This is a genomic window from Blautia sp. AF19-13LB (genome assembly GCF_003479105.1).
Classification (GTDB): Bacteria; Bacillota; Clostridia; order Lachnospirales; family Lachnospiraceae; genus Fusicatenibacter; species Fusicatenibacter saccharivorans.
In genome coordinates, this window is sequence record NZ_QUGO01000002.1 from 115,097 (window position 1) to 141,221 (window position 26,125).

Here is a 26,125-nt window from a genome sequence, read left to right on the forward strand (position 1 = left end):
TGGAGCGCCCGTGTCTGTTCCATTGAATAACATCCCTTAAATCACATTAATTTTAAAAATATTGGAGGTGTACAGTTTGGCTAACATTAAATCCGCAAAGAAAAGAATCCTGGTAAATCAGACAAAGGCAGACCGCAACAAAGCAATCCGTTCTGCAGTTAAGACTTCTATGAAAAAAGTAGATGCTGCTGTTGCTGCAAACGATAAAGAGGCTGCTGCTGCTGCATTAGTAAATGCGATCTCTACCATCGACAAGGCTGCTTCTAAAGGCGTTTATCATAAAAACAACGCTGCCAGAAAAGTATCCAATCTGAGCAAAGCTGTAAACTCAATCGCATAATAAAGATATAAAGCAAAGAGAACTTAGTCATACCGTCATGTGGCTGGGTTCTTTTTTTATGCTTACCAAAAGAGTGCGCCGCGACAGATCTTTTGATAAACACAGAACAAGGCGTACCGGTACAGGAAAACTGGCCGATACGCCTTGTTCTTTTTAGAAAACTCTGCTCTTACGCCGCCCTGCTGTATTTCGTAATCAGCAGCTCCACGCTCAGCAGATCGGAAATTTTTCCCGTCTTCACGTCCTCTTCCATCTGCACGCAGTCATTGACCGCCGCTTTTAATTCCTCCGCCGCATACTGGCGCGACATGGGAATATAGTTCCGCACAACGAAGCTCTGCAGTCCCGTCCGTTTTGCGATCGTCGCCTGATCGCAGTGCTCTGCCAGCAGCTCTTTGACCTGCAGCAGCAGATTGAACTGGCGTGCCAGCAGAAAGAGAATCCGCATCGGCGGCTCCTTTAAAGCCAGCAGATCCTGATACAGATCGAGCGCTTTCCGCTGCTTCTTCTCCGTTACCGCGCGGATCATCTCGAAAATCCGGTTCGTAATCTGCGTTGTGCAGACTGCCTCGATATCCGCCCGCGTGATCACATCTCTTCCCATCGTATAGCTGAGCAGTTTTTCCAGCTCCTGCGAGATATTTCCCATATCCGCGCCCGTCTTTTCCAGAAAATCTTCCATATCCTGGCGCGTGATCTTTTTTCCCTCTTTTTTCATCATGCCGAGTACCCAGGTCATCAGCGTCTTTTCGTCCTGACGAGCAAATTCCACTGCTCTTCCCTGCTTCTGCACCGCCTTGTACATACGGTTCCGCTTATCGACTTCCTCCTCCACGAAGATCAGCACCAGATAATCCGGCAGGGATCCCATGTAGTCTGCCAGCGCGTCGGCTTTGTTTTTGAAAAATCCTGTATTTTCCAGCAGAATCACACGGCGGTCCGCAAAAAACGGCATCGTCTCCGCAAGGTCAATCACTTTGGGAATCTCGGTTCCTTTTCCCTCAAAGCGGGAGAAATTCATCGTGTCGTCCTCCGGCAGCAGTGCGTTTTTCAGCTTGTTTTTATACTGATGCTTCAGATAGGCTTCTTCTCCGTAGAGCAGGTAGGCCTGCTTAAAATTCTGCGTTTTGATATCTTCTAAAATGCTTTTCATTCCATCCTCTTTCTTTCGTTCCGGCAGAAGCACGTTTGCGCAGTGCCGCAGCAGCCGGAGCTTTTGACCATTCAGGAGACGGGAAATTCCACATCCGACCGGTATCCGTGAACCGCCAGGCGGTCACGCTTCAGCTGTACTGTCACGGCTCCATCCACCGGTGTTCCGTAGATATGGCTTTTGCAGGCACGAAGCCGCTCCAGCAGCTCCCGGTGCGGATGGCCGTACCGTCCCGGCCACGCGCAGGAAATCAGGCTGATCTGCGGCTGTATGCGGTTCAGAAATGCCTCGCTCGTTGAATTTCTCGAGCCGTGGTGCGCCACCTTTAAAATCTGGCACCGCTCTGCCGCCCCCAGGACCTCTTCTTCTCCGCTTCCCTCCAGATCTCCCGTCAGAAGTGCGCGGCAGGCACCGCAGGAAAGCTGTAATACAACACTTCCGGCGTTTTCCTCTCCCGTATAGTCTTCGCCCGCTCCCGGATGAAGTACCGATACGGTGAGTTCTCCTGCACGGATCTCGTCTCCCTTTTTTAGATATTCTACCATAATTCCCGCTTTTTGTGCGGCTAAAATAAAAGGATTTTCTTTTTCGCTTCCTTTCATCCACACAGGCAGGAACAGATGGCGGATGCGAAGCGCCGTTTTCTGCTCCCCGATCAGCTCCAGCAGTTCGAGGATTCCGTTCGTGTGATCTGCGTCCGGGTGCGTGACAACAACGGCATCAAGAGCGGCAATGCCGCGCTGTTTCAGATATGGGAGAATCCTTTTTTCCCCGATCGCAGACGCACTGCTGCTCCCGCCGTCATTCAGCATCACAAAACGGCCGCTCTCCACCACCAGCGAATCGCCCTGGCCGACGTCCAGCGCTGTAATGGAAAACGTTTCCCGGGGACGGTAAAAAAGCAGAACACAGGCAAAAAACATGGTAATACCAAAGAGCATCCGCTCCCGCTTTCGTGCCTGCGCACCTTTTCGTTTTGCCCCATCCGGATTCATCTCCCGTTTTCGTTTTCGCACATACAGTATCACCAGAAGACCGGTCAGAATGATTCCATATCCTGCCATCTGCCATTTTTCCGGCTGACCGCAGATCCACACATTTCCCGGAATCTGTGCGACCGCCGCTGTCATCTGCCGCAGAAGTGTGAGCAGGAACCGCGCCGGAAGCAGAACAACACTTCCCGCTTTCACGCTTGCCAGTCCCGCCAGAAGCCCCGCAGCACCCGTCAGCAGCACCGCCGTCATGACAGCTCCTGCAAACAGATTCGGCAGAAACGCAAAGAGCGGAATCTCATAAAAATACCACGCCTGCAGCGGGATCATGACAAGCTGCAGGGAAAGGTACACCATCGCAGCCTCTTTTCCTTTCGCCGCAAGCTTTTCCAACCCCGTTTTTTCCCCGCGTCTCTTCCGTTCCGCCTTCTCCCCCGCCAGAACCGGATAAACCCCGGAAATGGCTGTTACTGCTCCAAACGAAAGCCAGAACCCGCTCTGCTCCAGATACGAGGGGTTTTCTGCCAGCATCAGAATTGCCGCAAGAGAGAGCGCACTTAAGGAATCATACGTCCTTCCCACTGCGACAGCTCCCATCCGCACCGCAAACATCACCACTGCACGCACGGTCGCCGTTCCGCTGCCGGTAAACATGCCATACAGCACCATACCGGCGGCCGCTGCCAGAGACGCGGAAGTTTTCGGCAGATGCAGCGCCATCAGCAGCCGTCGGAGTGCCATGCCGAGCAGCATCAGATGCATGCCGGAAACGGAAATCAGGTGCAGCAGACCGCTCTGCTGATACGCCAGATACGTCTCCTCCGTGAGTTCCGACCGTTCCCCGAGCAGCATCGCAGAAAGCACACCTGCCTCCTCCTCCGGCATCATTTCTTTTAAAACGGCACAGCACCGCTCCCGCTCCAGCCGGAGCGCTTCGCCGAGATTCCACCGCCCGGCATCCACAACTTCCTCCCGCTCCGAAATCACGTAGAACGCACAGCCTTTTCCCTCATAATATGTTTTCTCATCAAACATCCCCGGATTGCGCGGGCCTTCCGGCTTTTTTACAGTTCCGTACACCCGCACAGCGGCTCCGACCGGCAGATCTCCCCGCTTTGCGAGCAGATAAATTTTCCCTTTGCTTCCCTCCCCGCGCAGCACATACCCGTTGTTGCTGCTCTTTTTCTCATACGTTTCAATTGTCCCTGCAATCCACACCTTCCTGCCCTGCTGCGCTTTGTTTTCGTATTTGGGGTCAGAAAAAGGCGTGCCAAGAGGCACGCCCGCAATCCGCAGCAGCACAAGCACCAGCATGAATCCAAGACACGCCAGGCACATGGGCCGTTTTCTCATGTATCTTTTTCCTCCAGATAAGACAGGTCTTCCTCGTAGAACTGATTGAGTTTCATCGTTTCACGGAAGGTTACATCGCTCTCTCCGTTGATGGAAAACTGCACCTTATCCACCTTACAGTTCGCCGTGATGGAATCCACCACCGCGTAAATCGGAATCTGCTCCGCCACACTCGAAAGCGCAGAATCCTTAAAAGATTTGTCAAAATTCACATAGGCAATCCGATCGGATGTCGTGACACTTAAGACATTCATCGTATCCGGCAGCACTGCATAATGGCCGTCTTCTTTCGGTCCCTTCATCAGCTGCTCCACCACGACCCGCTCCAGCGGAATGTTCGTGCTGTACGGCACCCGCCGCGTCTCCTTCACAAGATGATCGCCTGCTTCATTTGCAAAATACAGTGTCAGCGTCGCATACTGATACTGATAAATTTCCCTTCCGGAATTTTCCAGAAAGCTGTCCGCCGTCATCGTTCCGATCTCGCGTCCTTTGGAATCCTTTAACGGATCCCCGTCAATCAGAAGCGTCACGCGCTCCACCTCCGGAACCTGCACAAAGGTACGCACCAGTCCTGCACGCACCAAAACCTCCTGCGGCCGCGCAAGCTCTCCGTACTCTCCGCTTAAGTTCAGCGTAAGGAGCCCGTTCTCCAGCGTATACGTCTTGATGGAAATTCCATTGGAAAGAAGTGCCTGGTTTCCGTCCTTGGCAGGTTTCTCCTGCAGCGCGTCAACCAGCTCCTTGATCAGTTTCTGATCCGTTCCTTCTTTTGGTTCATACGGCTCCTGCACCAGTGTTGTGCCGGTTTTGTCCAGGCAGTACAGGTGATACGCCGACTCCTTCTGGCTCTTCTGCCACTGCCCGCAGCCGCTAAGAAGCAGCACGCCGGCCAGCAGTACGCCAAGTATCCGTTTCATGTGCGCCACCTCCTACATCACGTAATTCAGAGGAATCCGCACGGAAAATGTCGTTCCCTCGTTTTCTTTGCTGTATACACGGATCGCTCCCCGGTGCATGACAATCGCGCTCCGCGCAATCGCAAGGCCAAGGCCGGTTCCGCCGATTTCCCGCGAGTGGGACTTGTCCACGCGGTAGAAACGCTCGAAGATATGCGCAATCGACTCCTCCGGGATGCCGATGCCGGAGTCTGCCACCGTCACGTAGAAATATTTGTGATCCGCATTTAAGGATACACGCACCCATCCATTCTCGTTGTTGTACTTGATGCCGTTTTCGATCAGGTTCGAGAACGCCAACGAGAGCTTCGTCGCATCCACCTCTGCATTGACCGGGCGGAAGCTGTCGAGAATGAGCTCCACATTTTTCTGTGCGGCAATCGGATGAAGCCGCTTCAGCAGCTGCTCTAACAGCTCGTTGATATTGACCTGGGTGATATTGAGGTCTGCCACCTTTTTATCCATCTTGACCAGCGACAAAAGGTCGGTAATAATCTGGTTTTCGCGGTCGATCTCCGAGGTAATATCCTGCATGAACTCCTGATAAAGTTCCACCGGAACGCCCTCCTGCCCGTTCAGCGAATCCGCCAGAACCTTCATGGACGCAAGCGGCGTCTTTAACTCATGCGAGACGTTCGAAACAAATTCCTGGCGAGAATCGTCGAGCGTACGGACGCGGGTCAGCATCTTGTTGAATGCGTCCGTGATCAGCTCTGTCTCGAGATAATCCGGAACAGAAATGCTTTCGTCGAGATAGCCGTCGGTGATGTCCTCGATGGAACGGGTGACCTTCTGGAACGGCTTCATCAGAATGCCCGCGAGCAGATAGCCAAAAACCAGCACGAGAAGCGTAATGATCGAAAGAATCGTCATTCCCTTCGTCTCCAGAATTTTCATATTCGCACGGATCTCATCCGTCGAAATGCTGACGAGCATAACGCCGAGCGTCTCCTTCGTCTCGGTATTCTGAATCCGCACCGTCATTTCCAGATAGTTGTTTTTCCGGTCGTACTGGCTCGTCTCCTTGCCCTGAAAGCTCTGGATGACCTCCTGCGAGATAATCGTCTTTCCGCGGTCCATATCGTACGTATCTTTGATGACGCGGAAATCCTGGTCGATAATCAGGATTCTGCCGCCGTAGATATTCGTCAGCATACTGAGCTGTCCGTTGATGACATCCGATCCAGGATCTTCCATGTAATTCTGCTGGATGAGCTGGTTGCAGATAATATCGCACTGATTTTTTACGGTAATGCTGCGCACCGATACCGCACGGTCCTCATAGCTGTTTACGATGCTCTTCTCAAGGATCACACACGGTACAATGCCGATGATCACAAGAATCACCGTGATGCGGAAGCGCAGACTCCGCAGAAACTTCCATTTTTCTTTGTTTTTAAGCCTGGAAATAGTAACCAACTCCCCACTTTGTGTGAACGTACTTCGGTTCACTTGGATTTTTCTCAATCTTTTCGCGCAGACGGCGGATATGTACATCTACGGTGCGCACGTCGCCCGGGTACTCATAGCCCCAGACAATGTTCAGCAGGTTCTCTCTGCTGTACACCTTGTTCGGATTGAAGACGAGAAGCTCGAGCACATCGAACTCCTTCGCAGTCAGATTGATCTCGCGGTCTCCGATGAAGACTCTTCTGCTCTCGCAGTCGATCCGCAGGTCTTTCACCTGTACGACTTTTGCTTTCTCTTCTTTTGGCTCCTGGCGGGCCGCACGGCGCATGATGGCCTTGATGCGTGCTTTTACTTCCAGAATGTTGAACGGCTTTGTGATGTAATCATCTGCGCCGTATTCCAGTCCCAGGATTTTGTCCATGTCCTCGCCCTTTGCGGTCAGCATGACGATCGGAACGTTGGAAAATTCACGGATCTGCTGGCAGACGGACAATCCGTCCAGCTTTGGCAGCATCAGATCCAGAAGGATCATATCGTATTCTTTTTCTTTTGCCATGGAGAGTGCTTCCTCGCCGTCGTATGCGCAGTCAACCTCCATGCCGTCCTGCTCCAGGCTGAAGCGGATTCCTTTTACGATCAGTTTTTCATCATCAACTACAAGAACTTTCTTTGCCATTTCTTCTCCTTCTTGTTCTAAACCTCGATAGAACCCCTTATCTTTTCAAACATCTTTCCCTTGATGCCCTCAATGTTCATAATCTCCTCAATCGAACCAAACGGGCCGTTTGCTTCGCGGTAGGCGATGATGGCATCCGCACGGCTCTCTCCGATGCCGGAGAGTGTCATCAGTTCTTCTTTTCCGGCCGTGTTCAGGTTGACTTTGCCGGAACCGGAAGCCTGCTCCGTGCCGCCCGTATTCTGCTGCGGCGTTTCCGTGATTTCCATGTTTTCTGCCTCCTCGCGCGTCCAGACGGTGATCTGCTCTCCGTCTTCGATTTTCCGTGCAAGATTGAGGATTTTTTCTTCAGCATCCGGCAGAAATCCGCCTGCCGCTTCCACAGCCTGCACTACGCGGCTTCCGCCCGGCAGCGTGTAGACACCGGGGGAAGCGACCGCACCGCAGATATAAACCTGCACCGTTTCTTCCGGTGCTGCCTCCTGTGCCTCACGTTTTTCCGGAATGCCTGTGGTTTCTCCGGCGCTTTTTTCGGAAACCGTCTGCTCCTCATCCACTTCCTTCTGATTCCCGAAAACGTTTTCCGCCGTGCTCCCGCCTGTGCTATCTGACAGTTTGTATTCTGTATCCCTGTGGTTGCATCCGCAGAGCAAAAAAACCAGCATCGCCGCCAGTATTTTTGCATGTTTTCTGCCTCTGTCCTGCTGTTTTTTCAATTTCATGCTGTGTACTCCCTTCCGCTTCGCATCTGACGCGCAAGGGTCCCTTGTGTACGCATAACTACGTTTCTATTGTATCGAAGAAACCATAAAAATACAAGTAGAAATCTTAATCGTTATTCCCACTGAAACACTACAATTCCCACAACTGCCACTGCCATGCCGAGCAGCTTGCGCACGGTGAAATCCGTTTTTTCCATACCGAAAAGGCCGAACAGTTCAATCAGCCACGCCGCTGCGAGCTGGGAAATGACGATCAGCATCGCCGCCTTCGCCGGGCCGAGCCCTGCCATACTCCAGATAACCGTGATCGTGATAAACGCGCCAATTGCACCGCCGAGCAGCAGATACCACGGCTTTACGCGGAACAGATCCCCGATCGGCTCCCTCCCGGTAATGCACCATGCCGCAAGACAGACGACAAACGCACTGATCTGCACCCAGCCGGCCGCCAGCCATGTACTCGTCTGTTTCGTCACCTCCGTGTTGAATACACCCTGAATACTCATCAGCGCTCCGGAGAGCAGCGCTGTTAAAATTCCCGCCATTGATTTTTCCTCCTGCTGTTTTTTTATGTACTCTCGGAGTCTTTCTGCGCTTGATTTTACGAGAAGATTTTTTGTCAGTTGTGCCCAAATTTCTGAGGCGTACGCGGTGCGTACGTTGATGAAATTTGGGTGCAGCTGGCGGAAAATCGGCCGTAAAAGCAAGTGCAGAAAGGCTCCGAGAGTACATTTTATACTATTCCTTTTTTCCCCGTTTTTATACAGAACTCAGGGACAGCAGGAAAACAGCCGACCGGTCTCCTGCCTAGGAAACCAGACGGCTGTCTATTTCACATTACTGTAATGCTTTCTCCAGTTTTTCAATCATCTCATCGATGTCATCTTTCGTAATCACAAGCGGCGGTACCATACGAAGAACGTCGCTTCCGGCGGAAATCACAAGAAGTCCGTTCTCAATCGCGCGGTTGATGACTTCTCCGACCGGACGTCCCGTTACGACAAGGCCCTGCATAAAGCCTTTTCCACGGCGTGCTGCGAGGCAGTCATATTTTTCCACCAGCTCGTCCAGCTTTTTCTCCAGATACGGAGCCGTCTCTGCTACATGCTCTACGACATGCTGTTTCTCATAGCATTCAAATACAGCATTGACAGCCGCGCAGGCCAGCGGGTTTCCGCCGTATGTCGTTCCGTGGTCTCCCGGAATGAGCGAATGCTCTGCCGTCTTTTTATTCAGCACGAAGGCGCCGACCGGAACGCCGCAGCCAAGTGCTTTTGCACACGTCATGACATCCGGCTGTACGCCGTAATCCTGCCATGCGAACAGCTTTCCTGTTCTTCCCATGCCGCACTGGATCTCATCGAGGATCAGCAGAATGTCGTGCTCGTCACACAGATCGCGCACGCCCTGTAAAAATTCTTTCGTTGCCGGATAGATACCGCCCTCGCCCTGTACAGTCTCCATGATGATCGCACATGTCTTGTCGGTAATCTGTGCCTTTACGCTCTCCAGATCATTAAAATCCGCAAATTTAATGCCGCCGATCAGCGGTTTGAACGGATCCTGATAATGCGTATTTCCTGTTACAGAAAGCGCTCCAAGGCTTCTTCCATGGAAAGAATGGTTCATCGCGATGATCTCGTGATCGTTGCTGCCGTCTTTTAAGTAAGCGTATTTTCTCGCTACTTTGATGGCTCCCTCGATCGACTCCGTACCGCTGTTCGTAAAGAATACTTTATCCATGCCGGATGCCTTCGCCAGCTTTTCTGCCGCGGAGCCCATCGGCACATTGTAGAACAGGTTGGAAACATGGATGACTTTGTCCACCTGGTCTTTCACTGCTTTTTTATAATCGTCATTGCTGTAGCCGAGCGCATATACCGCGATACCTGCTGCAAAGTCCAGATATGCTTTTCCGTCGGTGTCATACAGATGAACGCCCTCGCCGTGGTCGATCACGAGCGGGAACCGGTTATAGGTGTGGAGCACGTACTGCTCGGTCTGTTCCATATACTCATTTGTCTTCATGATTGAATTTCTCCTTGTTTTCCCCTAAAATCGCCGTACCAATTCCTTTGTTCGTAAAGATCTCAAGCAGCAGGCAGTGCTGGATTCTTCCGTCCATGATGTGGACTCTTGAAACACCGTTCTCAATCGCGTCGATACAGCCCTGGAGCTTTGGAATCATACCGCCACCGACATTTCCGTTGGTGATGAGATCTCTTGCTTCCTGTACGTGGAGCTCGGAAATCAGGCTCTCCGGGTCCTTCGGATCTTTGTATACACCCTCGATATCGGTCAGGAATGCCAGTTTTTCTGCATTTAACGCCTCTGCGATCGCGCAGGCTGCGTCGTCTGCGTTAATGTTGTAGGTGTTGAAATCATCGTCCATGCCAACCGGGCAGACAACCGGCAGGAAGTCGTTGTCCAGAAGATCGTACAGCACCTTCGGATTTACATTTTTGATATTTCCAACGAAGCCGATGTCCTCTCCCTTGGACAGCTTTTTCTCTACGTTTAAGAGACCGCCGTCTTTTCCGCTGATGCCGACTGCGTTGACACCGAGCGACTGAATCATGGTGACAAGCTCTTTGTTGACCTTATTCAGCACCATCTCTGCCACTTCCATCGTATCCGCATCCGTTACACGAAGGCCGTTGACAAACTTCGGTTCCATGCCGACCTTTCCGACCCAGCGGCTGATTTCCTTTCCGCCGCCGTGTACGATGATTGGTTTGAATCCAACCAGCTTCAGAAGAACAACGTCCTGAATGACGTTTCTCTTCAGCTCTTCATCCACCATCGCGCTTCCGCCGTATTTGATGACAATGATTTTGCGGTTGAACCGCTGAATATAAGGAAGTGCCTCGATCAGCACATTTGCTTTGTCCAGATACATCTGATTTACCATGATTTTTTCCTCGCTCTCCTCTTTTGATTCCTGGTTCTGCTGTACCGGAAACACGATTTCCCGGCACGTTTTCGTTGTATTCCCTCAGAATTTCATCCGAATGTTTTTTAAGAACGGTAATCCGCATTAATTTTTACATAGTCATAGGTCAGGTCGCAGCCCCATGCCGTTGCTGCCGCCTCTCCCATGTGGATGTCGGCGGTCGCAGTTACTTTCGGCTCGGAGAGGATCTTCGTTGCCTCCTCCTCGCTGTAGTCAACGGCAACACCTTTCGTGATAATCTGCAGTTTTCCGGCTGCGCTCTCAAAGTAGAGATCTACATTTTCCGGATCGAATTTTGCTCCGGAGTAACCCATCGCGCAGAGGATTCTTCCCCAGTTGGCGTCATGGCCGAAGATTGCCGCTTTCGTCAGACTCGATGTGATGACGGATTTTGCCAGTGTCACGGCCTGCTCTTTGCTCTCGGCTCCCTGAATCGTCACTTCGAACAGTGCGGTTGCGCCCTCGCCGTCGCCTGCGATGTGCATCGCCTGTGTTTTATTGACTTCAAAGAGTGCTTCTTTGAAAATCTTGTAATCCTCGTTTTCTTCCGTAATTTCCGGGTTTCCGGCAAGACCGTTTGCCAGAAGGAGAACGGTATCGTTTGTGGAAGTATCACCGTCTACGGAAACCATGTTGTAGGTGTCCGGTACGACTTCGCTCAGTGCTTTCTGCAGCATCTCTTTCGAAATATTGGCATCGGTTGCCACAAAGCTCAGCATGGTGCACATATTCGGATGGATCATGCCGGAGCCCTTGCACATGCTGCCGATCGTTACGGTTTTTCCGCCGATTTCGATCTGAACAGCAACTTCCTTCGGCTCGGTGTCGGTTGTCATGATCGCCTGTGCTGCTGTAGCTGCGGCTTCTCTTGTAGCTGCAAGCTGCGGTTTCAGCATTTCCACGCCGGCTGCGATCTTATCGATCGGAATCTGTTTTCCGATAACACCGGTCGATGCAACGAGAACGGAGTCCTCTGGAATGGAAAGTGCAGCCGATGCTGCCTCTGCGGTTTTTCTGCAGTAGCCATAGCCCTCCTCGCCGGTGCATGCATTGGCGATTCCGCTGTTGCAGACGATTGCCTGTGCGGTTGGATGGTTGTATACAATCTCCTGGTCCCATTTGACCGGAGCTGCTTTTACGATGTTTGTAGTAAAGGTTCCTGCTGCTACGCACGGTACCTCGCTGTAGACAAGTGCCATATCCTTTACGCCCTGTTTTTTAATTCCTGCTGCGCCGCCTGCTGCCTGAAAACCTTTTGCAGCAGTGATGCCTCCTTCAATCTTTTTCATTCTTTTATCCTCACTTTTCGTAAATTCCGTCTGTTGTCTGCTTCTGTCTTTTTTACGGGAACATCGGCGGCATGCACAGGCCTTCGTTTTCCGGCAGGCCGAACATCAGGTTCATATTCTGTACCGCCTGTCCTGCTGCGCCTTTGACCAGGTTGTCCATCGCACCCATCATGATGATTCGTTTCGTTCTCGGATCAATCTTGAAGTTGACATCCACATAGTTGCTTCCCTCGACCCATTTCGTCTGCGGGCAGACATCCTTATCGAGAACACGTACAAACTGCTCGTTGGCATAATACTTATCATAAACGGCTTTAACCTCTTCGTAAGTCACATCTTTTTTCAGGGATGCATATGCCGTTACGAGAATGCCGCGGTTCATCGGAACAAGATGCGGGGTGAAGTTCAGGGTGATCGGGTAGCCAGCTGCATAGGAAAGCTGCTCCTCGATCTCCGGTGTGTGGCGGTGGCCGGCAACGCCGTATGCCTTGATGTTTTCATTAACCTCGCAGTAGAGGTTGTCCACTTTCGCTCCTCTTCCTGCTCCGGAAGTTCCGGATTTTGCATCGATGATGATGGTGTTGCCATCAATGAGATCTTCCTTTAATAAAGGATAAATCGAAAGAGTTGAGCAGGTCGGATAGCATCCCGGGTTTGCCACGATGCGCGCCTGTTTTACTTTCTCACGGTTGATCTCGCACAGTCCGTAAACCGCCTCGTCGATATACTGCGGGGATTTATGCTCGATCTTGTACCACTCTTCATACGTTTTTACATCTTTAATACGGAAATCGGCGCTCAGGTCGATGACCTTTACTTTCGAAAGAATTTCATCATTTACCAGGGAAGCACAGAGTCCCTGCGGAGTTGCTGTAAAAATGACGTCTACTTCCTTTGCAAGCTGCTCCATGTTGTCGTCCTTGCAGACATCGTCTACTAACTGAAACATATTCTGGTAAACCGACGCATATTTCTTATCGATATAGCTTCTGGAACCATACCATTTAATCTCCACATCTTTGTGTCCCAGGAGAATACGCACCAGCTCGCCTCCTGCATATCCTGTAGAACCGATAATTCCTGCTCTGATCATACCTTTTTCTCCTTTTTTCTTTCGCCCGTTTTCTTGTCTTGCCGGACATTTTTTCTTTTCTCTTTATGATAGCTCAATTATTTTCTTTTTTCAATGAAAAATCTTTGTTTTCTGCTGTCATATACCGTCGATTGCATAAGTATACACCTCAAATGTATATTATGCAAGTTTTTTTTGAATTTCTGAAAAAAAGCTTGCATAATCCTGTCGTATGATGTATATTTTAGTCATTGACGATGCACCGCGCATATAGGTGCACGAGAAATCCAAGGAGGATCTTACATTATGAAAGAAAAAGTTGTACTTGCCTATTCCGGCGGACTTGATACTACTGCCATTATTCCGTGGCTGAAAGAGACCTTTGACTACGAAGTAATCTGCTGCTGCATCGACTGCGGCCAGGGAAACGAGCTGGTTGGCCTCGATGAGAGAGCAAAACTTTCCGGCGCTTCCAAATTATATATCGAAAACGTTATCGACGAGTTCAGTGAAGACTTCATCATGCCGTGCGTAAAAGCAGGCGCTGTTTATGAGAACAAATACCTGCTCGGTACTTCCATGGCACGTCCGGTTATCGCAAAGAAACTCGTTGAGATCGCAAGAAAAGAAGGTGCTGTTGCCATCTGCCACGGCGCTACCGGTAAAGGAAATGACCAGATCCGTTTCGAGCTCGGCATCAAAGCCCTTGCTCCGGATATCAAAGTAATCGCTCCTTGGAGAATGACCGATGTATGGACCATGCAGTCCCGTGAAGACGAGCTGGCTTACTGTAAAGCACACGGCATCGACCTTCCGTTTGATGCAAACCACAGCTACAGCCGTGATCGTAACCTGTGGCACATCAGCCATGAGGGACTTGAGCTTGAGGATCCGTCCAACGAGCCGAACTACGACGATCTTCTCGTACTGACCACTCCTCCGGAAAAAGCTCCGGACGAAGGCGAGTACGTAACCATGACCTTTGAGGCCGGCGTTCCGAAGACCTTAAACGGAAAAGAAATGAAAGTTTCTGAAATCATCACCGAGCTGAACAAGCTGGGCGGAAAACACGGCATCGGTATTGTTGATATCGTTGAGAACCGTGTTGTCGGCATGAAATCCCGCGGTGTTTATGAGACTCCTGGCGGAACCATCCTGATGGCTGCACATGAGCAGTTAGAGGAGCTGATTCTCGACCGTGAGACCCTGAAAACAAAGAAAGATCTCGGAAACCTGCTTGCTGAGGTTGTTTACGAAGGAAAATGGTACACTCCTCTGCGCGAGGCAATCCAGGCATTCGTTGATGTAACCCAGAAATATGTAACAGGCGAAGTAAAATTCAAACTGTTCAAAGGCAACATCATCAAAGCCGGCGAGTCTTCTCCGTACAGCCTGTACAATGAGTCTCTTGCTTCCTTCACCACCGGCGATCTCTACGATCACCACGATGCAGACGGATTCATCACACTGTTCGGTCTGCCGCTGAAGGTTCGTGCGATGAAAATGCAGGAGCTGGAGAAAAACAACAACAAATAAGATCTGATCCTATGGATTCCCAAAAGAAAGCGGACTCGCTCCGCTTTCTTTTTTTGCATACAAAAAGGACCCGCCCATTTCAGGCAGGTCCCTTTGTTTATTCGTAATATGCGTCGATTCCGTCCGCAATTCCCTGTGCCATCTTGTTTCGGTAATCCTCGGTTGCCATCAAACGGTCCTCGGAAGGATTGCTCATGAAGCCAAGCTCAATGATCGTGACCGGAATGGTACTCCAGTTGATGCCGCTCATGGAATCGGTGTAAATCACATCGCGGTTCTTCGCACCGGTGTCTTTGCAGAATGCTGCGATCATCTTCTGGGAGAGCTTCTGGCTCTTGCTGACCACATCACCGGAAAGATACGTATTTCTGCTGCTCGGTGCCATCGTGAGTGCTCCGTAAACCGACTGGTTCGAATCTCCGTTCGCGTGTACACGCACGAGAATGTCTGCTCCGTTCTGCACGGCAAGTTTTGCACGCTCGGAGTTGCTGATATTGACGTCGTGCGTCTCGCGGATCATGTAAACATCGTAGCCGCGCTCCTCAAGGATATCGCGTACCTTTAAAGATACCGCAAGGTTCAGCTCATACTCATTGATGCCGGTTGCCACACCGCATGTTCCGGAAGCAACCTTCGCCTTATAGGTCGATGATCCCGGTCCGATCGGCTCTTTCTCGCTGTTTCCTCTTCTCTGGTGTCCTGCGTCGATTGCCACGCAGATATTTTTGCTGTTCCGGCGGACACCGTTTTTATCAACGTAATAGCCGTCGATGTAGGTATCCTTATAGATGCCGCCCCAGCTTCGGAAGTAATACGTTTTTCCGTCCACTTCCTGCCAGCCGTTCTTGTAAATACCGCCCCAGCTCCGGAAGTAATACGTTGCGCCTTTGATCGTTACCCATTGGCTCTTATACATGCCGCCCCAGCTCTGCAGGTAATACCAGTTATTATCATACCACAGCCATTCACTGTGCATCATTTTGCCGTCCTGCCTCAGATAATACCAGTTCTTGTCATACAGCAGCCAGCCTTCCCCTTTTGGGGTTCCGTTGCTGTCCATGTAATACCAGTCACTGCCCTTGGCCGCCCAGGCGTTCACGCGCATGCCGCCCCAGCTTTCAAAGTAATAATCAACGCCGTCAATCGTCTGCCAGCCGGTACTCATCACACCGTCTGCGTCTACATGGTACGTTCTTTTATCATGCACAAACCACTGATTCGTTCTGAGGCTTCCGTCCTCATTCAGATAGTACCATGTTCCGCCGACTTTTTTCCAGCCCTGGAATCCGGCTCCGCCCCAGCTCTCGAAGTAGTAGAGCGTTCCGTCAATCTTCTGCAGTCCGGTGCTCATCACACCGTTTTCATCTACATGGTATGTTCTCTTGTCGTGAACGAACCATTCATTCGTTTTGACGCTTCCGTCCTCGTTCAGATAGTACCATGCCCCGCCGACTTTTTTCCAGCCCTGGAATCCGGCTCCGCCCCAGCTCTCAAAATAATAGAGCTTTCCGTTGACCATCGAAAGACCCGTGCACATGATTTCGTCTGCATTCAGATAATATCTCCGGTTCAGATGGGTGATCCACTCGCTGGCGGCCATCGTGCCGTCCTCTTTTCTGTATTTCCAGCTTCCGTCCTCCTGTTTCACCCAGCCGGCAGGAAGTTTCTCTTCCGGCTCCTGTTCGTTGTCCTCACCTGGAATCGTAACAGCCGGCGTCTCGTTTTCCGAAGTACCGCTCTGCTCCTGCGCTGCCGCTTCCTCATCCGAATTCTGCTCGGAACTTTCCGTCTCATCCTGCTGCCAGGTTACGGCCGTGCCGTCATTTTCTGCTGCGCTTACCCTTGCCGGAAGCGCCCAGCCTCCCGCCGCAACGGCCGCTGCGATCAGCAGTGCTGCGATTTTCTTTTTTGCCATCTGGTTTTCCTCCTTTTATCGCGCCATCTGGTAAATCTCATATACTTCCTGTGCGCCCAGCTTGCGGATGCGGGACAGTTTTACAGTGTCCTGCTGTGTTGCATCCATGGAAAGGGCACGCAGATCCTCATCCGACGGGTTCGGGATATCAAGCTCATGCAGGGAGGTCGGCATGCCGAGCGAATGGAAGAACGCTACTGTGCGCTCAATGCCTTCCGTTGCCCGTTTGTGATCGCTTCCCTCTGTGATGCCCCAGACTTTTTCTGCAAACCGTGCAAACCGCCAGAGAACCGTCTCCTCATCGTACTGGTATTTCGCCCAGGCACCCCAGACTGCCGCCAGGGATGCGCCGTGTGCTACATCGTATTTTGCACTTAACGCATGGCCGAATTTATGTACCGAAAAATCTTTGCCGCGTCCGCACTCCGTCAGTCCATTGTGTGACAGGCTTCCGCACCACATGATTTCCGCCATCGCATTGTAATCGGATGGGTTTTCCAGAACCTTCGGTCCGTTTTTGATTACGGTACGGAGGAGTCCCTCTGCGATCTCGTCCGTCATCTCGCACTGGCTCTCCGGAATGAAATAGCGCTCCATCGTGTGCATCATGATGTCGGTTACGCCGCAGGCAATCTGGTATTTCGGCAGGGTTGCTGCCAGCTCCGGGTTCATGATGGCAAATTTGCAGCGGTTGAACGGCGTGTTGATGCCGGCCTTTTTGCCGATTGCCTCGTTTGTCAGAACGGCTGAATCGCTCATCTCGCTTCCGGCTGCCGGTATCGTCAGAACCGCTCCTACCGGGAGAGATTTTGTCAGCGGTACTTTTTTCGTCCAGATATCCCAGAGTGCCTCCGCCGGATTTGCAGCTCCATGCGCAACGGCTTTTGCGGTGTCAATCGAGCTTCCGCCGCCGACGGCAAGAATAAAGTCTGCCTGCATTTCCACTGCTTTTTTCACACCCTCCTCGGCAAGGGCAAGTCTCGGGTTTGGTTTTACGCCGCCAAGCTCTTCAAAGGCAAGGCCCTCTTTTGCAAGAGATGCTTCCACTCGGTCCAGAAGACCGCTCCGTTTTGCACTTCCGCCTCCGTAAACGACGAGCACCTTTGTGCCGCCCCATTTCTTTACCTCAGCGCCTGCCTGGTTTTCGGTCTCTTTTCCGAACACGACTTCCGTCGGGGTATACTGTATAAACTGATCCATCTTCTTATTTCCTCCCTGCATTTTTATTCTTCATAAATCCGTACGTTTCCCGAGCTTACACGGTAAAGATCGTCTCTCCTGTTTTCCAGAGACGGGATTTCATTTCTTGTCCGCTCCAGCACTTCCGGATCCAGCTCTGCGATGAGTACCTGCGGGGTATCATCTGCCTCCGCAAGAATTTCGCCGTCCGGCGCAATGATCATGGAATGGCCGTACGCCTCAAACCGCGCTTTCTGGCCGCACTGGTTGGCGGCGAGCACGTAGCATCCGTTTTCAATGGCGCGCGTGCGCAGCAGTGCTTCCCAGTGGCGCTCTCCCGTTGCTTTCGTAAAATCCGCCGCTATCAGAAATGCATCTGCTCCGGAGGATGCCATCAGCCGGTACTGTTCCGGAAAGCGGATATCGTAGCAGATGCTCATGCCGAACAGGCCAAGCGCCGTGTCCGCAAGAACAATTTCATTTCCCGGACAGATCTCGTGTGATTCTTCGTAGGAGACACTGCCCGGAATATTTACATCAAACATATGTATTTTGCTGTATTCTGCAATCGTTTCTCCATCTGGTCCGAACAGAAACGACGTGTTGGACGGACGCCCCGGATGGCGCCGTACCGTCATGCTGCCGCAGTGCAGATAGACACCGTACCGTTTGGCAAGGCTGGAAAACCGGCGGCTGACGTAGCCCGGCACTGCACTTGCGTGCCCCGGCATGTCTGCTCCCGTGTATTCTGCGGTCTCCGGGAAAAGAATCAGCTTCGCTCCCTGTTCCGCCGCCTCCCGCACATACTGCTCGGCCATACGCATATTTTCATTCATATCCGGCCCAGAATCCATCTGCACCAGGCCTGCAATTATTTTTTCCATCTTTTTGTCCCCTCGTTTCACATGTTATCTTGTGATTTTTCCGCTTATACTCTCGTTTATTATATCGCATATTCCCCAAAACAGCTACCCAAATTCGCAATTTTCATACCTTTTGCAGCTTTTATTTTTTAATTTTTGAAAATAACAATTGACAAATCCGGAAAACAGGAGTAGCTTAGAACCATAAGCTGTCGTGTTCGATCAGATGCGGCAGAAAAAATCATGAAAGGAGAACACCACTTATGATCAATCTTATTTATGCATCCAGCGTAAAACAGAATAAACTTCGTATGGCGATCAAACCAGGTGGCTGCCCTTCTTTCGAAATTCTTTGTAAGCATTAACTCTGCATAACAAATCTCTATGCATTCTTTATGCCTGCTATTTCGCACAGAAGGCGCGGTACGTCGATACTGCGGCTTTTTTTATTGCTATAAACAGTACGAAACCGTTCTTTCCGGCTTCGCTCCGTTTCCGGCAGGCAGATTCCGCGGTCTTCTTACCGCATCGATTCCCTTCTTTTATATACAAACGCAGCCTTCGCTTTCGTTTCCCGTTGTTCCGTTCCCACACTTACGGAGCTTTTGAAAGCCCATGTTCTGCCAGACACCCAAACGACATCAATGAGGAGGTTTTAACATTCATGAAGAAAAATCCAATCGGTAAGTACCTGCTCCAGAACTGGTACTACTACGTTTTCGCTTTTGGTTCCATGGCCTTAAGTGTCTTTCTCGATATGCTCGCGCCGCTTGTCACGCTGCACATCGTGGATGACGTGCTGGTCAGTCACAAAATGGAACTGCTCTGGAAATACCTTGCCGCCTTTCTTCTGATCGGTGCCGCAAAAGCCCTGTTTCAGTACATCAAAGAATTTTTATTCGATGTCAGCAGCGTCCGCGTCGCCAGCCAGATGAGGGACAACCTGTTCCGCCACGTCCAGCGGCTTTCGGTGGAATACTTTGACAAAAACAATACCGGCGAACTCCTCGCCCGCGTGCGCGATGACGTCGACCGGATCTGGGATATCCTCGGCTTTGCCGGCATGCTGATCTTAGAAGGCCTGATCTGTATCATGATGGCAATGGTCAGTATGGTCAAACTGGATCTGCCGCTGACACTCGTCTCCGTGGCGATCCTTCCTTTCGTCGCAGGCATCGCAATCCGCCTCGAAAAAGAACTCGACCGTGTCTACGATGCGATCAGCGAGGAAAACGCCGTCATGAATACCGTTGCACAGGAAAATCTCGCCGGTGTCCGCACCGTCAAATCCTTTGCACGGGAACCGTATGAGATCAAAAAATTCCGGAAACACAATCAGAAATACTGCGATCTCAACATGGATCAGGCGCGCGTCCTGATGAAATACGATCCCGCCATCTCGTTTCTTACGAAGCTGATGCGCGTGCTCGTCCTTCTCGCGGGCGGCTACGGTGTCATCCACGGACGCATTACGCTCGGTGTTTTAACGGCCTTTATGGAGTACACCTCCAAGATCACCTGGCCGATCGAAAACGTCGGCTGGCTCGGCAACTGCTTCGCTTCTGCGATTGCTTCCAACAAGAAGCTGAACAAAATTCTCGCAGAGGAGCCGCAGATCGCAGAACCGGAAAATCCGGTGGAGCTTTCAAAACTTCCGGGTGACCTGGAATTCCATCACGTCGATTTCTCCCTGCATGACACACCGATTCTGCAGGATATCGACTTTACCTTAAAGCAGGGCCACACACTCGGCATCATGGGTATGACGGGTTCCGGAAAAACAACCATCGTCAATCTGCTCGAGCGTTTTTACGATGTCACCAACGGTTACATCTGTCTCGACGGCCACGATATCCGCACCCTGCCGCTGCGCACCGTGCGCGATACTTCTTCCGTCGTCATGCAGGACGTCTTCCTGTTCTCAGATACCATTTCTGAGAATGTCCGCCTCGGCAGCCGCAGCACGATGAAATCCGAGGAGGTACATAACGCTGTCTCCGCTGCATGTGCTTCCGAGTTCGTCGACCATCTTTCGGATCAGTACGAAACCGTCATCGGCGAACGCGGCATGGGACTTTCCGGCGGTCAGAAGCAGCGTCTTTCCATCGCACGCGCCCTGGCAAAACAGGCTCCGATCCTTGTACTGGATGATTCCACCTCGGCGCTCGATATGGAGACCGAATACGAAATCCAGAGCCATCTCGCCGAGAAAAAAGATGTTTCCAAGATCATCATTGCCCACCGCATTTCTTCGGTGCAGAGTGCCGATGAGATCCTGTATCTCGATCACGGACGCATCGCCGAGCGCGGCACGCATGAGAGTCTGATGGCACAGAAAGGCCTGTACTACTCCACCTGGGAGGCTCAGTACGGTGATTACCATAAAGCAAAGGCAGCCCTCGAGCAGGCACTTCCTGCCAATGCTTAATTCAATTTAATCTGTTACCCGACAACTTCTGTATTTACTTACCCGTTAAGAGAGGAACAATACGATTATGGCTATCAATTCCAGTAAAGTAGATGAAGAGCAGAAAGAGGTCTTAAAGAGCGCGACCATCCGCCGCCTCTTCTCCTACTTAAAAAATTATAAACGCCAGGTTGCCGTCGTTCTCGTGGTTCTCGCCGTTACCATCGCGATTTCCACTGTGAACCCGCTGCTCCTGGAGTACGCCATCGACGTCAATATTGCGCAGAAAGACTGGCGCGGGCTTATTGCCCTCTGCGTATTCATGGTTGTGATCAACCTGGTTTACGCGGCCGGTGTCCGCCTGCGGATGCTTCTGATGGCGCGTATTACCAACAACATTCTTCTGGAAATCCGTGACGAGCTCTACACGCATATCCAGACCTTAAGCTTCAGCTTTTTCGATACCCGCCCGGCCGGAAAGATTCTGGCACGCATCATCGGCGATGTCAACTCGTTAAAGGATGTGCTGAACGACGGTGTCACAAAGCTGATTCCGAACATTCTCACGATCATCGCCATTCTGGTGATCATGATGATCAAAAACATCTGGCTCTCCTTAAGTGCGATTCTCGTGCTGCCGCTGATCGCTATCGGCATGTATTTTATTCAGATCGTCGCACACAAGAGATGGCAGACGTTCCGGAAAAAATCTTCCAATGTTACGGCGTATATCCACGAGGACTTCTCCGGTATCCGCATCATCAAGAGCTTTACCGCAGAGCAGGAATCGCAGGGCGAGTTTGACCGGCTTCTTCTTGAGCATCAGAACTCCTTCATCCATGCGGTCCGCCTGGCGGATGGTTTTTCCGCTGTGATCGAGGTGACCTGGGGCATCGGAACGTTTCTTCTGTATTTTATCGGTATTTCCGTGCTCGGCGTGGATGCCGTTCCGATCGGTACGTTCACGGCATTTGCGATGTATCTGACGATGTTCTGGGATCCGATCCAGAACCTGGCCGGTTTTTACAACAAGCTGATCACGAACCTTTCCGCTGCGGAGCGAATCTTTGAGATCCTCGACACACCAGCGGAGGTTGCCGACAAGCCTGGCGTCACAGAACTGCCGCCGATCAAAGGAGAAGTAACGTTCGACCATGTCAGCTTTGCCTACTCCGATGATCCGGACACGCTGGTTTTAAAAGATGTCAGCTTTACAGCGGCTCCCGGTGAGACGATCGCACTCGTCGGCCCGACCGGCGCTGGAAAGACGACCATTGTCAATCTGATCAGCCGTTTCTACAATATTACTTCGGGAACGGTCCGCGTCGACGGCCACAGCCTGACGGATGTCTCCATCAACAGCCTGCGTGCCCAGATGGGCGTGATGACACAGGACAACTTTCTCTTCTCCGGCACGATCCGCGACAACATTGCGTATGGAAAGCTCGATGCCACGGAGGAAGAAATCATTGCCGCCGCAAAGGCCGTGCATGCCCATGACTTTATCATAGAACTGCCGGACGGCTACGACACCGAGATCAGCGAGCGCGGTGCCCGTCTTTCCAACGGCCAGCGCCAGCTTCTCGCCTTTGCCAGAACGATGGTGTCCGATCCGCGGATTCTGATTCTCGACGAGGCGACGTCCAGCATCGACACACAGACAGAAATTCAGGTGCAGCAGGGAATCGAAAGCCTGTTGAAGGGCCGTACCTCGTTCATCATTGCGCACCGTCTTTCTACTATTAAAAATGCGGACCGGATTTTCGTGATCGACCACGGAAAGATTTTCGAGCAGGGAACCCACGACGAACTGATGGCAAAACAGGGCGCGTACTACCAGCTCTACCAGGCACAGTTCCGCAGGGTATCCTAAAATCAAGAAATTTTCTCAAAACTGCCTTTCTTTTTTACAGGGAAAGGCAGTTTTTTTCCCTCTTTTCTATAACTGGTTTTCCTTTCCTTGACAAATGAATCCTCCCTGCTATATGATGATAACTGATCTTTTTTCGGGGACATTTGTTCCCGTCTGCCGCTTCCCACTCCTGCGGCATTTGTCACGAAACAGTCTGATACGGAGCTTTTTCGAATGCCTCCGTGTTTTCTTTCAGAAAGGAGTATCATGACATTTTTTTCAAAAAAAACGTTACGCCTTCTCCTCCTTCCTGCCCTCCTTCTTCTGACGGGCTGTGCGGGATCCTCAAAAGAGACGGCGGATTCCCAGGAGAACACGAAACTCTCCGCCGTGGCTACGATTTTTCCGCAGTATGATTTTCTGCGCGCCATCGGCGGCGATCATCTCGATCTCCACATGCTGCTTTCCCCGGGTGCGGAAAGTCACTCGTTTGAACCGACACCGGGCGATATGATTACGGTTTCCGAATGTGATCTCTTCGTCTACGTCGGCGGCGATTCCGATGCCTGGGTCGAGACAATCCTTGATTCTGTCGATACCTCGAACAAAGAGGTAGTGACGCTGATGGACTGCGTTGACACCGTTGCCGAGGAAACCGTCGAGGGAATGGAGACCCACGGCCACGCACACGATCATGAAGACGAGGATGCGCACGACCATGAGGACGAAGATGCAGATCACGAGGATGTACACGACCATGAGGACGAGGATACACACGACGAATCTTCCCATGATCATGCGCACGAATCCCACGGCGAACAGGACGAGCACGTCTGGACCTCGCCGAAAAATGCGATGCGGATTGTCCAGAAACTCTGCGATTCCCTCTGCCGCCTCGACCCGGAGCATGCGGATGAATACCAGGCAAACACCGCCTCGTATCTTGCTTCGCTTGCCTCCCTCGATGAGGAATTTTCCGATGTCACCGCAATTGCAAGCCGCCATACCATTGTTTTCGGCGACCGTTTCCCGTTCCGCTACTTTGCGGACACCTACGGCCTCGACTACTACGCGGCGTTTCCCGGCTGCTCCTCGGAATCCGAGGCAAGTGCCAAAACCCTTTCTTTTTTAATTGATAAAATCAAGGAAGAACAGATTCCCGTCGTTTTCCACACCGAGCTGTCCAATGAACAAATGACGGACTCCATCTGTGAGGCGACCGGCGCGAAAAAGCTGCTGCTTCATTCCTGTCACAATGTATCCAAAGATGATTTCGAAAGCGGCGCTACGTATCTCTCCCTCATGGAACAGAACGTTTCCGCATTAAAGGAGGCTTTAAACTAAATGGCTCTACTTACCTGCAGTGATGTCACCTTCTCCTACGAGGGCATCCCGGTCCTGACCGATGTCAACTTTGCCCTGGAAGCCGGCTCCTACCTCTGTATTGTGGGCGAGAACGGTTCCGGAAAAAGTACTCTGATCAAGGGACTGCTTCACTTAAAAAATCCGTCCACCGGCTCGATCACAACCGGCGACGGGCTTCATCCAAGCGAGATCGGCTATCTGCCGCAGCAGACCGCCGCACAAAAGGATTTCCCGGCGAGCGTCTGGGAAGTCGTGCTGTCCGGCCGGCAGAACCACCCGCATTTCCCGCCGTTTTACACAAAGGCAGACAAAGAGGACGCGCTCCGCAATATGGAGCTTCTCGACCTCCTTTCATTAAAGAAACGGTGCTACCGTGATCTCTCCGGCGGCCAGCAGCAGCGTGTGCTTCTCGCTCGTGCGCTTTGCGCCACAAAGAAACTGCTGCTCCTCGACGAGCCGGTCACTGGCCTTGACCCGGTCATGACAAACGAAATGTACCAGCTCATCCGCCGCATCAACCGCGAGCAGAACGTTACGATCATCATGGTTTCCCACGATATCCGCAATATTCTGCCGGACGCAACGCACATTCTCCAGCTCGACCAGAAGCAGGTCTTCTTCGGTCCGACGGACGAGTATCTGAAAACCGAGGCTGGAAAACAGTTTTTAGGAGGTGCCGACTTATGATTTCGAATCTGCTGAAAATGCTTTCTTATCCGTTTATGCAGCGTGCCCTTGTGGTCGGCATTCTCGTCTCTTTGTGTGCCGCACTGCTTGGCGTCAGCCTCGTGTTAAAGCGCTACTCCATGATCGGCGACGGCCTCTCCCATGTCGGATTCGGCTCTCTTGCAATTGCAACGGCACTCGGTTTTGCTCCGCTTGCCTTCACAATCCCTGTCGTCGTGCTTGCCGCCTTTCTGCTGCTCCGCATGAACGAATCCAGCAAGATCAAAGGCGACGCCGCCATCGGCCTGATTTCAAGCTCTGCGCTTGCGATCGGTGTCATCACGGTTTCGTGGTCGAGCGGCATGAACACCGATGTCAACAACTACATGTTCGGAAGCATCCTTGCGATGAGTGATGAGGACGTTGTTCTCTCCGTGGTGCTCTCCATCATCGTGCTGATCCTGTTCGTCCTGTATTACAACCGTATTTTTGCCGTCACTTTCGACGAGACATTTGCCAAAGCAACCGGTGTCCGCGCAGAGGTTTACAACATGCTGCTGGCATTCTTAACCGCCATCACCACCGTCCTCGGCATGCGCATGATGGGCGCGCTTCTGATCTCCAGCCTGCTGATTTTCCCGGCACTGACCTCGATGCGTCTCTGCCATACCTTCCAGAGCGTGGTAATCTGCTCCGCGGTTCTTTCCGTGGTATGCTTCCTTCTTGGCATGTCCCTCTCGTTTTTCCTGTCCTCCCCTGCCGGAGCGACGGTCGTAATCGTGAACCTGCTGGCATTCCTGATCTTTTCTGCGATTGCCAGAATCCGCGAGCATACCGCATAAAAAGTTTCCGATCTGACCTGCTTTGTTTTACTGGAGGTATTTTATGAATCGAATTGTAATTGCACTGTTAAAACCGTTTTCCTTCATCCCGGCGATTCTGATGATGTCGATGATTTTCTCCTTCTCTTCCCAGAACGGAACGGAATCCTCACATCTCAGTGAAAAGGTGGCACGCGGCATTTTCATCACGATCGACCACGTCATGGACCGCGGATGGGATGATGAGAAGATCCAGGAACTGGCTGACGAGTATCAGTACCCGGTGCGGAAGCTGGCTCATATGACAGAGTACTGTCTGCTTGCAATCTGTGTTTCGCTTCCGCTCTACGTCTACGGCCTGCGCGGCTTCGCGCTCACATTTCTTGCCGGCATCCTCTGTGTCGCCTTTGCCGCGAGCGATGAGTTCCACCAGACGATGGTCGCCAACCGCGGCCCGTCGGTAAAGGACGTCGGCATCGACAGCATCGGCGTTCTCTTCGGCATCACGTTTGTACGGCTGTTCTGCTGGATTGCACTCGGCGGAAATACGAAAAAAAGAAAGCGGCGCAGACGCCGTTACTATTACTAAAAATATTGGATAA

23 protein-coding genes are annotated in these 26,125 nt (G+C 51.7%); 8 read left to right on the plus strand and 15 right to left on the minus strand.

Annotated elements, in window-relative coordinates:
- The first annotated feature begins 76 nt into the window (after positions 1-76).
- On the plus strand, positions 77-340 hold the full coding sequence (gene rpsT / locus DWX32_RS02785; protein ID WP_022462214.1) for a 30S ribosomal protein S20: 264 nt from the start codon (positions 77-79) through the stop codon (positions 338-340).
- A 169-nt stretch (positions 341-509) separates the two neighbouring features.
- Here rpsT and holA read toward each other — a convergent pair whose 3' ends face one another.
- The 11 genes from holA to argC all read right to left on the minus strand — a co-directional run bounded on the left by holA (position 510) and on the right by argC (position 12,940).
- A complete protein-coding gene (gene holA, locus DWX32_RS02790; RefSeq protein ID WP_117509509.1) occupies positions 510-1,493 on the minus strand; it encodes a DNA polymerase III subunit delta in 984 nt (327 codons plus the stop codon).
- A gap of 71 nt (positions 1,494-1,564) precedes the next feature.
- Positions 1,565-3,838 (minus strand): DNA internalization-related competence protein ComEC/Rec2, encoded by a 2,274-nt coding sequence (locus DWX32_RS02795; protein WP_118659222.1) that lies wholly within the window; start codon positions 3,836-3,838, stop codon positions 1,565-1,567.
- Entirely contained in the window at positions 3,835-4,758 is a 924-nt protein-coding gene (locus DWX32_RS02800) for a GerMN domain-containing protein (RefSeq protein ID WP_055227346.1), read from the minus strand. Before DWX32_RS02800 ends, DWX32_RS02795 begins: the two co-directional genes overlap by 4 nt.
- 12 nt (positions 4,759-4,770) lie before the next feature.
- A complete protein-coding gene (locus DWX32_RS02805) occupies positions 4,771-6,249 on the minus strand; it encodes a sensor histidine kinase (RefSeq protein ID WP_242998406.1) in 1,479 nt (492 codons plus the stop codon).
- Entirely contained in the window at positions 6,194-6,883 is a 690-nt protein-coding gene (locus DWX32_RS02810; protein ID WP_022462209.1) for a response regulator transcription factor, read from the minus strand. Before DWX32_RS02810 ends, DWX32_RS02805 begins: the two co-directional genes overlap by 56 nt.
- A gap of 17 nt (positions 6,884-6,900) precedes the next feature.
- Positions 6,901-7,605: a helix-hairpin-helix domain-containing protein gene (locus DWX32_RS02815; RefSeq protein WP_117813624.1), complete on the minus strand. Its 705-nt coding sequence runs from the start codon at positions 7,603-7,605 to the stop codon at positions 6,901-6,903.
- A 113-nt stretch (positions 7,606-7,718) separates the two neighbouring features.
- Positions 7,719-8,150 (minus strand): DMT family transporter, encoded by a 432-nt coding sequence (locus DWX32_RS02820; protein ID WP_022462206.1) that lies wholly within the window; start codon positions 8,148-8,150, stop codon positions 7,719-7,721.
- A 292-nt stretch (positions 8,151-8,442) separates the two neighbouring features.
- Positions 8,443-9,633, minus strand: a complete 1,191-nt coding sequence (locus DWX32_RS02825) for an aspartate aminotransferase family protein (RefSeq protein WP_117801489.1) — start codon at positions 9,631-9,633, stop codon at positions 8,443-8,445.
- Positions 9,620-10,516: an acetylglutamate kinase gene (gene argB, locus DWX32_RS02830; RefSeq protein WP_117761227.1), complete on the minus strand. Its 897-nt coding sequence runs from the start codon at positions 10,514-10,516 to the stop codon at positions 9,620-9,622. The genes DWX32_RS02825 and argB overlap by 14 nt, the downstream gene beginning before the upstream one ends.
- Positions 10,517-10,623: 107 nt before the next feature.
- Positions 10,624-11,847 carry a bifunctional glutamate N-acetyltransferase/amino-acid acetyltransferase ArgJ gene (argJ, locus tag DWX32_RS02835; RefSeq protein ID WP_118659223.1) on the minus strand — a complete coding sequence of 408 codons (1,224 nt, stop codon included), beginning with the start codon at positions 11,845-11,847 and terminating at the stop codon, positions 10,624-10,626.
- A gap of 52 nt (positions 11,848-11,899) precedes the next feature.
- A complete protein-coding gene (gene argC, locus DWX32_RS02840; RefSeq protein WP_022462202.1) occupies positions 11,900-12,940 on the minus strand; it encodes an N-acetyl-gamma-glutamyl-phosphate reductase in 1,041 nt (346 codons plus the stop codon).
- Positions 12,941-13,222: 282 nt separating this feature from the next.
- Between argC and DWX32_RS02845 the strand changes: the two genes are divergently transcribed.
- Entirely contained in the window at positions 13,223-14,455 is a 1,233-nt protein-coding gene (locus DWX32_RS02845) for an argininosuccinate synthase (protein ID WP_055218598.1), read from the plus strand.
- Positions 14,456-14,552: 97 nt separating this feature from the next.
- On the opposite strand, the gene DWX32_RS02850 is transcribed toward DWX32_RS02845, so the two are convergent.
- The 3 genes from DWX32_RS02850 to DWX32_RS02860 are packed head-to-tail and all read right to left on the minus strand — an operon-like array spanning position 14,553 to position 18,433.
- Positions 14,553-16,370, minus strand: coding sequence for an N-acetylmuramoyl-L-alanine amidase (locus tag DWX32_RS02850; protein ID WP_022462200.1), 1,818 nt, complete (start codon positions 16,368-16,370; stop codon positions 14,553-14,555).
- Positions 16,371-16,385: 15 nt separating this feature from the next.
- Positions 16,386-17,570 carry an iron-containing alcohol dehydrogenase gene (locus tag DWX32_RS02855; RefSeq protein ID WP_082426140.1) on the minus strand — a complete coding sequence of 395 codons (1,185 nt, stop codon included), beginning with the start codon at positions 17,568-17,570 and terminating at the stop codon, positions 16,386-16,388.
- A 23-nt stretch (positions 17,571-17,593) separates the two neighbouring features.
- Positions 17,594-18,433, minus strand: coding sequence for a carbon-nitrogen hydrolase family protein (locus DWX32_RS02860; RefSeq protein WP_055218595.1), 840 nt, complete (start codon positions 18,431-18,433; stop codon positions 17,594-17,596).
- A gap of 643 nt (positions 18,434-19,076) precedes the next feature.
- On the opposite strand from DWX32_RS02860, the gene DWX32_RS02865 reads away from it, so the two are divergent.
- Positions 19,077-20,840 carry an ABC transporter ATP-binding protein gene (locus DWX32_RS02865; protein WP_118600773.1) on the plus strand — a complete coding sequence of 588 codons (1,764 nt, stop codon included), beginning with the start codon at positions 19,077-19,079 and terminating at the stop codon, positions 20,838-20,840.
- 67 nt (positions 20,841-20,907) lie between these two features.
- Positions 20,908-22,692 carry an ABC transporter ATP-binding protein gene (locus tag DWX32_RS02870; protein ID WP_118600775.1) on the plus strand — a complete coding sequence of 595 codons (1,785 nt, stop codon included), beginning with the start codon at positions 20,908-20,910 and terminating at the stop codon, positions 22,690-22,692.
- A gap of 2 nt (positions 22,693-22,694) precedes the next feature.
- Here DWX32_RS02870 and DWX32_RS19775 read toward each other — a convergent pair whose 3' ends face one another.
- Positions 22,695-23,048 (minus strand): hypothetical protein, encoded by a 354-nt coding sequence (locus tag DWX32_RS19775; protein ID WP_173815799.1) that lies wholly within the window; start codon positions 23,046-23,048, stop codon positions 22,695-22,697.
- 13 nt (positions 23,049-23,061) lie between these two features.
- Here DWX32_RS19775 and DWX32_RS02880 point away from each other — a divergent pair, with 13 nt between their 5' ends.
- The 4 genes from DWX32_RS02880 to DWX32_RS02895 are packed head-to-tail and all read left to right on the plus strand — an operon-like array spanning position 23,062 to position 26,112.
- Positions 23,062-24,015: a metal ABC transporter substrate-binding protein gene (locus tag DWX32_RS02880; RefSeq protein ID WP_242856691.1), complete on the plus strand. Its 954-nt coding sequence runs from the start codon at positions 23,062-23,064 to the stop codon at positions 24,013-24,015.
- Positions 24,016-24,723 carry a metal ABC transporter ATP-binding protein gene (locus DWX32_RS02885; protein ID WP_117509517.1) on the plus strand — a complete coding sequence of 236 codons (708 nt, stop codon included), beginning with the start codon at positions 24,016-24,018 and terminating at the stop codon, positions 24,721-24,723.
- Positions 24,720-25,544: a metal ABC transporter permease gene (locus tag DWX32_RS02890; protein ID WP_118659224.1), complete on the plus strand. Its 825-nt coding sequence runs from the start codon at positions 24,720-24,722 to the stop codon at positions 25,542-25,544. The genes DWX32_RS02885 and DWX32_RS02890 overlap by 4 nt, the downstream gene beginning before the upstream one ends.
- 43 nt (positions 25,545-25,587) lie before the next feature.
- The gene (locus tag DWX32_RS02895) at positions 25,588-26,112 is read left to right on the plus strand and encodes a VanZ family protein (protein WP_118659225.1); all 525 of its coding nucleotides are present in this window, start codon (positions 25,588-25,590) and stop codon (positions 26,110-26,112) included.
- Positions 26,113-26,125: the final 13 nt, after the last annotated feature.